Annotated in this window: 4 protein-coding genes; 2 read left to right on the forward strand and 2 right to left on the reverse strand. The window is 46.0% G+C overall.

Going from position 1 to position 5859, the window contains the following annotated elements; translation table 11 throughout:
- Together VM802_RS15475 and lon are read left to right on the forward strand one after the other, a co-directional pair.
- Positions 1 to 498: porin family protein (locus VM802_RS15475; RefSeq protein WP_325532037.1), on the forward strand; the 498-nt coding region annotated here is incomplete at its 5' end.
- Between the two features lie 196 nt (positions 499 to 694).
- The gene (gene lon, locus VM802_RS15480) at positions 695 to 3097 is read left to right on the forward strand and encodes an endopeptidase La (protein ID WP_325532038.1); all 2403 of its coding nucleotides are present in this window, start codon (positions 695 to 697) and stop codon (positions 3095 to 3097) included.
- Positions 3098 to 3312: 215 nt separating this feature from the next.
- On the opposite strand, the gene VM802_RS15485 is transcribed toward lon, so the two are convergent.
- Positions 3313 to 4047: a pyridoxine 5'-phosphate synthase gene (locus VM802_RS15485; protein ID WP_325532040.1), complete on the reverse strand. Its 735-nt coding sequence runs from the start codon at positions 4045 to 4047 to the stop codon at positions 3313 to 3315.
- 108 nt (positions 4048 to 4155) lie between these two features.
- Positions 4156 to 5484, reverse strand: a complete 1329-nt coding sequence (ahcY, locus tag VM802_RS15490; RefSeq protein ID WP_325532042.1) for an adenosylhomocysteinase — start codon at positions 5482 to 5484, stop codon at positions 4156 to 4158.
- Between the last annotated feature and the right edge of the window lie 375 nt (positions 5485 to 5859).

Genomic DNA, 5859 nt, shown 5'->3' on the forward strand with positions numbered 1-5859 from the left:
AAGCTGGATGGTACAGGATTTCAGGATGGTTTTAAATTAGGTTATCACCTGGGTGGTTTTGCGCAGGTAAACCTGACAAGAGGTTTCGGTGTACAGGGTGAGGTAGTGTTTTCTTCTACCAAAACCGAAACAACAGACGACTTTAGTAAGATTTATACAGGCGTAAGTTCAGGTGAAGACCGCAAAAAAATTAACCTGAATTACCTCAGCATTCCTTTATTAGCTAACATTGATCTGGGTACGCCCCGCCTGAAACTCCAGGTAGGTCCTCAGTTCAGTGCATTGGTGAGCGACAGAAAAGTACTGGGTGCTGCCAACAAGGCCTTCAAAGGTGGCGATATTTCAGGTGTAGCTGGTTTGTGGCTGCAGCTGCCTATCGTGAATATCAGTGCACGTTACATTATTGGCTTCAGTGATGTAAAAGGTATTGGTGATGTTGCTAACACCAGCAACTGGAAAAACCAGAGCATTCAGCTGGGTGTTGGTGTAACACTTTAATGATTTTTTAAACGGATGATAGGAAATCCCTCCCGCATAACGCGGGAGGGATTTTTTTTAAAGACATTCCGGCCACTGCCGTTTCTGCCACCACGTCACTTGGCATTAAACTTGACTAAGTAGGTGTACTATAAAAACTGAGGGCCTGATCAGGTTTTTCTGACAGAATGTCCCTCTGGAGCTTTAAACAACGCAGATGAACAGATTCTATTTAGGAAATTCGGAAGATGAAATGGAGTTCATGCCTATTATCCCTTTGAACGAGGACGGGGAAGGTCAGGAGGAGGATAAAATCCCTGATGAACTGGCATTATTACCATTACGAAATACAGTCTTATTCCCTGGTGTGGTGTTACCAATCACCGTAGGCCGGGATAAATCCATAAAAGCAGTAACTGACGCATATAAAACCGATAAGCTTGTAGGTGTAGTAGCACAGAAGGACAGCACTGTTGAAGATCCTGCTGTAACGGATCTCAGTGATGTTGGCACGGTGGCGCGTATTGTGAAGCTGATCAAAATGCCGGACGGTGGTACTACTATTATCATCCAGGGCCGCAAGCGTTTTAAGATAGATGAAATTACTACGGAAGATCCTTACTTCAAAGCAAAGATAACGCTGCTCCCGGACGAGGTTGCAGAAGATGACTCTGAATTTGAAGCGTATATTTCTTCGATCAAAGACCTGGCAGCCCAGATCATCCAGCTTTCACCCAATCTTCCTTCAGAAGCGAGCATCATCCTGAAGAATATTGAAAATGCGGCTTTCCTGGTGCATTTTGTTTCTTCTAACCTGAACTCTGATCTGAAAGAGAAGCAGCAGCTATTGGAGATCAATAACCTGCGTACAAGGGCAGAACTGCTCATGAAATTGTTGCAGACAGAACTGCAGCTGGCAGAGCTGAAGAACAAGATTACCAATAAAACCAAGGCGGATCTCGACAAACAACAGCGTGATTATTTCCTGCAACAACAGATGAAATCCATCAAGGAGGAACTGGGAGGAGATAGTAATGATCGCGAGATCAGGGAGATGAAGCGTAAGGCTGAAGAAAAGAAATGGCCGGCGGCAGCGAAAGATGCATTTGCCAAAGGCATTGAAAAGCTGGAACGCATGCATCCTACCACACCGGATTACAGCGTGGTGTACAATCACCTGGATCTGATGCTGGATCTGCCCTGGGGGGAATATACCACCGATAGTTACGATCTGAAAAAGGCTAAGAAAGTACTGGATCATGACCATTATGGCATGGATAAGATTAAGGAGAGGATCCTTGAATACCTGGCGGTATTGAAACTGAAAGGCGATATGAAATCTCCTATTCTCTGTTTCGTAGGTCCTCCGGGTATTGGTAAAACGTCGCTGGGCCGTTCCATTGCGAATGCAGTGGGCCGCAAGTATGTGCGCCTGAGCCTTGGCGGTCTTCACGATGAGAGCGAAATCAGGGGGCACCGTAAGACTTATATCGGCGCTATGCCGGGTCGTGTGGTACAGTCTATCCGCAAGATCAAATCTTCCAATCCGGTTATGATCCTTGATGAGATCGACAAGATTGGCAATGATTTCCGTGGAGATCCAAGTTCGGCGCTGCTGGAAGTACTGGACCCGGAACAGAACAGCACCTTCTACGATAACTACCTGGAGCTGGAATATGACCTGAGCAAGGTTTTATTCATTGCTACAGCTAACAATATCAGCGCAATACATCCTGCATTGCGTGACAGGCTTGAGATTATCGACCTGAGCGGGTATTCTGTTGAAGAGAAAACAGAAATCGCCAAGCGACACTTGCTGCCGAAGCAAAAGGAGGCGCATGGCCTGAAAGACACCAAATTCCGTATATCCAACAGCGTTATTGAGCATATCATAGCTGATTATACCAGAGAGAGTGGTGTGCGTGAGCTGGACAGGCAATTTGCCTCCATCATGCGTAACCTTGCTAAAATGGTGGCAATGGAGCAACGTGTACCGGATGTGATTACAGAGGCTACCATTGAAAAGATCCTGGGCAAGCCCCGTTATTCGAACGAGATCTATAAAGTGGGGAATCCTCCCGGCGTGACCGTTGGTCTGGCCTGGACTTATGTAGGTGGAGATATCCTCTTCATTGAGAGTAATCTTAGTGAGGGTAAAGGGGAGCTGAAACTGACAGGTAACCTGGGTAATGTGATGAAGGAATCAGCGGTGACCGCACTTAGTTACCTGCAGGCGAATGCTTCGTTACTGAAGGTAGATCCTAAAGTATTCGGCCAGAAGACGGTGCATGTGCATGTTCCGGAAGGCGCGGTGCCTAAGGACGGGCCAAGCGCGGGTATTACCATGCTCACCGCACTGGCGTCGCTGTTCACTGGTCGCAAGGTGAAGTCTTACCTGGCAATGACCGGCGAGATTACCTTACGCGGACAGGTATTGCCTGTGGGTGGTATCAAGGAAAAAATCCTGGCAGCCAAAAGGGCAGGTATTAAGGAAGTGATCCTTTGCTGGCAGAATGAAAAAGACGTAAAAGAGATTAATCTAGCGTATATCAAGGGCATGAAATTTCATTATGTGAAACAAATGAACCAGGTGCTGGATTTAGCGTTATTAAAGAAGTAACATTTGCTGCTATTCATGGCGGCAACTTATATAAAAATTCATATCGGTTTGTTGTTACTCCGGTATGAATCATGTTGATTGTTTTAAGGGTTAACGAAGCCATTCCAAAACGAGGAGTGGCTTCGTTTTTTCAGGGCGTCAGTCACCAGCTTATAAATGAAACGGGTTCGTATAGTCTATACGAACCCGTTTCATTTATAAGCTGGGTGAATTGATTAATGATCGTTAAGCTGTCTTTTATACAGCTGGATGGTATTCTCCAGGCCGTAATAGAGCGCATCGCAAACGAGGGCGTGACCGATAGACACTTCTTTCAGCTGCGGGATGTGCAATTTGAAGAAACGAAGGTTATCGAGATTCAGGTCGTGGCCGGCGTTGAGATCGAGGCCAATGGCGGAGGCCTCACGGGCTGTATTCTTATAATCGTTGAACAGCTGCAGGTTCTGCGGCTGTGTACGTGCGTTTGTATATTCTTCTGCGTAAGGCCCGGTATAAAGTTCTATACGATCGGCGCCGGCGCTTTTGGCGCCTTCCACCATGGATGGATCTGCGTTGAGGAATATGGAAACGCGGATGCCTGCCTGTTTAAGTGTGGTGATCACTTCTTTCAGTTGCGACTGGTTTTTTATGGTATCCCAGCCGGTGTTGGAAGTAATAGCGTCAGGAGGATCAGGTACCAGTGTACATTGGTGTGGCATTACTTCCAATACCAGATCCATGAAGGATTTGGAAGGGTAGCCTTCTATGTTGAATTCAGTAGTTACGAGTGGTTTCAGGTCTCTCACATCCTGGTAGCGGATGTGGCGTTCGTCGGGGCGGGGGTGAACGGTGATGCCATCGGCGCCGAAGCGTTCACAATCGCGGGCCACTTTGAGAATATTGGGGAGATTACCGCCGCGGGCATTACGCAGCGTTGCAAATTTATTGATGTTTACACTCAGCTTTGTCATGGTGCAAAATTACTATAATCATCAAAGAAAAAGATGAAGAATCTGAAGTGGCGGACAATAAAAAAGCGTTCCGGGTTTACGGAACGCTTTCTCGTATATCTGTCAGGTTTAGTACCTGTAATAATCAGGTTTGAACGGACCAGCAACAGGGATGTTGAGGTATTCTGACTGAGCAGGAGTGAGTACATCCAGCTCAACACCGATTTTCTTCAGGTGCAGGCGGGCAACTTTTTCATCCAGGTGTTTAGGCAGTACGTATACTTCGTTTTTGTACTTATCTGCATTCAGCCACAGTTCGAGCTGCGCCAGTACCTGGTTGGTGAAGGAGTTACTCATTACAAATGAAGGATGGCCTGTAGCGCAACCCAGGTTCACCAAACGGCCTTCAGCCAGCAGGATGATATCTTTACCATCGATAGTGTATTTATCTACCTGAGGTTTGATTTCAACTTTGGTGTTACCATAGTTTTTGTTCAGCCAGGCTACATCAATTTCGATATCGAAGTGACCGATGTTGGAAACGATGCATTTATCTTTCATGAGTTTGAAATGCTCACCTGTGATGATGTCGCGGCAACCGGTAGTGGTTACAACGATGTCGGCTTCCTTGATAGCGTCAGCCATTTTCTTCACTTCGTAGCCTTCCATAGCGGCCTGCAGCGCACAGATCGGATCGATTTCAGTAACGATCACGCGGGCACCTGCGCCTCTCAGAGATTCGGCAGAACCTTTACCTACGTCACCAAAACCGGCAACTACAGCCACTTTACCGGCAATCATTACGTCGGTAGCGCGACGGATTGCATCTACACAGGATTCGCGGCAGCCGTATTTGTTATCGAATTTGGATTTGGTAACGGAGTCGTTGATGTTGATAGCAGGAATAGGCAGAGAACCATTCTTCATGCGTTCGTAGAGACGGTGAACGCCGGTAGTGGTTTCTTCACTCAGCCCTTTCACGTGCTGGATCAGTTCAGGATATTTGTCGAATACCATGTTGGTGAGGTCGCCACCGTCGTCCAGGATCATGTTCAGCGGACGGTCAGGACTGCCAAAGAACAGGGTTTGTTCGATGCACCAATCGAATTCTTTTTCGTTGAGGCCTTTCCAGGCGAATACAGGAACGCCGGCGGCAGCAATAGCAGCAGCAGCGTGATCCTGGGTGGAAAAGATATTACAGGAGCTCCAGCGTACTTCGGCACCGAGGTGTACCAGGGTTTCGATCAGTACGGCAGTCTGGATAGTCATATGCAGGCAACCTGCGATACGTGCATTTTTCAGCGGTTTGCTGTTACCATATTCCTCACGTAAGGACATCAGGCCGGGCATTTCTGCTTCTGCCAGTTCAATCTCTTTACGTCCCCAGGCCGCAAGAGACATATCTTTTACCTTATATTGAAGGTTAAAGTCAATGTTTGAATTTGCTATTGTAGACATTCAATTAGTTTTTTGCAAATCTAGGATTATTTTGCCTCTTTACCCAGCCCTGCTTCTCATTCGCATTGTCGATACCGCTATATTTTTGTTAAGCATTTCCAAAATTATTTTAATGAGCTTCTAATAAATTAATTTGATTTAATATAAATAATAATATAGATTTGCAAATTGAAATATATAACAATATATATAATTATTTAGTGGTTACTGACAGGTAGAATGATATGAATAATTATGTATATGGTTCACTGCAATACGGCTTCATCCTGCCAGCGCCAGGCCAACTAAAAGTATCAACGTTTAAGAATAATTGCCGGCAGAATGTTTATCAGTTTCATCAGTAGACTGCCGGGAGAGCCAATTATTATAAAGCAT

Source organism: Chitinophaga sp. (genome assembly GCF_035538455.1).
Lineage (GTDB): Bacteria > Bacteroidota > Bacteroidia > Chitinophagales > Chitinophagaceae > Chitinophaga.

Excerpts from the sequence above, each read along its gene's own strand:
- lon (WP_325532038.1), top strand. The coding sequence starts at position 695 with ATGAACAGATTCTATTTAGGAAATTCGGAAGATGAAATGGAGTTCATG.
- VM802_RS15485 (WP_325532040.1), bottom strand. The coding sequence starts at position 4,047 with ATGACAAAGCTGAGTGTAAACATCAATAAATTTGCAACGCTGCGTAAT.
- ahcY (WP_325532042.1), bottom strand. The coding sequence starts at position 5,484 with ATGTCTACAATAGCAAATTCAAACATTGACTTTAACCTTCAATATAAG.